Consider the following 1533-nt stretch of genomic DNA (forward strand, 5'->3'; position numbering starts at 1 on the left):
GCGGCTGAGACATCCCATGGCGTTTGAGGTCAAGCGGCGGTGGCTGTGCGGTGGGCCCAGGCGGTGGTCTCGTCGTAGCGGGTTCGGGTCTTGAGGCAGCCGTGCAGGATGCCGACGAGGCGGTTGCCGAGCTGGCGTAGCGCGGCGTGGTGGCCGACGTTCTTGGCGCGGAGTTCGTCGTAGTAGGCCCGGGCGCCGGGTGAGGCGCTCAACGCGCAGAACGCCCACTGGTGGACCGCGTCGGCGATGCGGCGGTTGCGCGCGTAGCGGGCCAGCACGAGGTGCCGGCGCCCGGAGGCCCGAGTGATCGGGGAGGTGCCGGCGTAGTTGCGGCGGGCTTTCGCGTCGCGGTAGCGGGTGGGGTCGTCACCGAACTCGGCGAGCACCCGGGCGCCCAGGACCTGCCCCAGCCCCGGTTGGCTGAGGTAGAGCTCAGCGTCCGGGTGCTGGGAAAAACCCTGCCCCACCACCTGCTCCAACGCCGGGATCTGCCTGTTCAGCGCGGAGATCAACTGCACCTGGGAGGCGGCGATGGTCGCGTAGGCGGCCCCGACCCTGGCGGGCTGGCCCAGCGCCGGGGCCCGCAGCGCGGCCTGGATCGCCTCGGCCCGGGCCTCGACGTCCCGACGACGGGCGCGCTTGAGCACCGCGGCGATCTTCGACCGAGACAACCGCGTAGCCCGGTCGGGGTCGCCGGCGCGTTCGATGAGCTCGAGCGCGTCGGGGTCGGCGAGCTCGAGGCGCCCGGCCGAGAGCGCGTCGAGCATCCCGGGGAAGTACTCCCTCAGCGCCTGGCGCAGCCGCTGCAGATGCCGGGTCCGTTCCCAGATCAACGACTGATGCGAACGCGCCACCAGCTTCAGCGCCTCGGCGTGGTCGCTGTCCCCGGCGACCGGGCGGTGATGGGCCCGGTCCAGACGCACGATCTCAGCGAGCACGTGCGCATCGCCGGGGTCGGACTTCGCTCCCGACGTGGAGTGCCGCTCCCGATACCGGGCCACCGACAGCGGGTTGATCGCATACACCTGGTAGCCGGCCGCGACCAGCGCGCTGACCCACGGGCCGCGGTCGGTCTCGATCCCCACGATCACCGATCCCTCGGCCAGCGACCCGGTCTCCTCGTCGACCGTGTCCTGGCCGAGGTGCTCGGCGAGCAGCTCGTGCAGCCGGGTCATCCCGGCCATGCCCTCGGGCAGACGGGCCCGGGCCAGTCGGCGCCCGGTCTCGTCGAGGACTTCCACATCATGGTGGTCCTCGGCCCAGTCGTTCCCCACGAACACCGTCACCGCCGACTCCTCCCGATCACCTTCTTCGAGATCGGCAGCGCGGAGCAGACCAGTCGCGACCTAATGGATCAGTGCTCACCGCGATCTCCGGGGCACGACATCCCATCAGCGATTCGGCCTGCTCACGACCGGTGGGCGCACGATCTCAGCCTAGAGCTGATCTCGCTCTGGCCAGGCGAGTGCTGACCCACCGGCCGCTACCGGCACCGAGCCTCCCAGAGGAGCCCCGGTAAGCCCCATTAGGCCG

Annotated in this window: 1 protein-coding gene; it reads right to left on the minus strand. The window is 71.3% G+C overall.

Features of this window, described 5'->3' with window-relative positions; all coding sequences use genetic code 11:
• Positions 1 to 29: 29 nt before the first annotated feature.
• A complete protein-coding gene (locus AC0CYZ_RS23175) occupies positions 30 to 1286 on the minus strand; it encodes an IS110 family RNA-guided transposase (RefSeq protein WP_472219705.1) in 1257 nt (418 codons plus the stop codon).
• Positions 1287 to 1533 lie beyond the last annotated feature (247 nt).

The sequence above is a fragment of the Actinomycetospora sp. genome, from assembly GCF_055612215.1.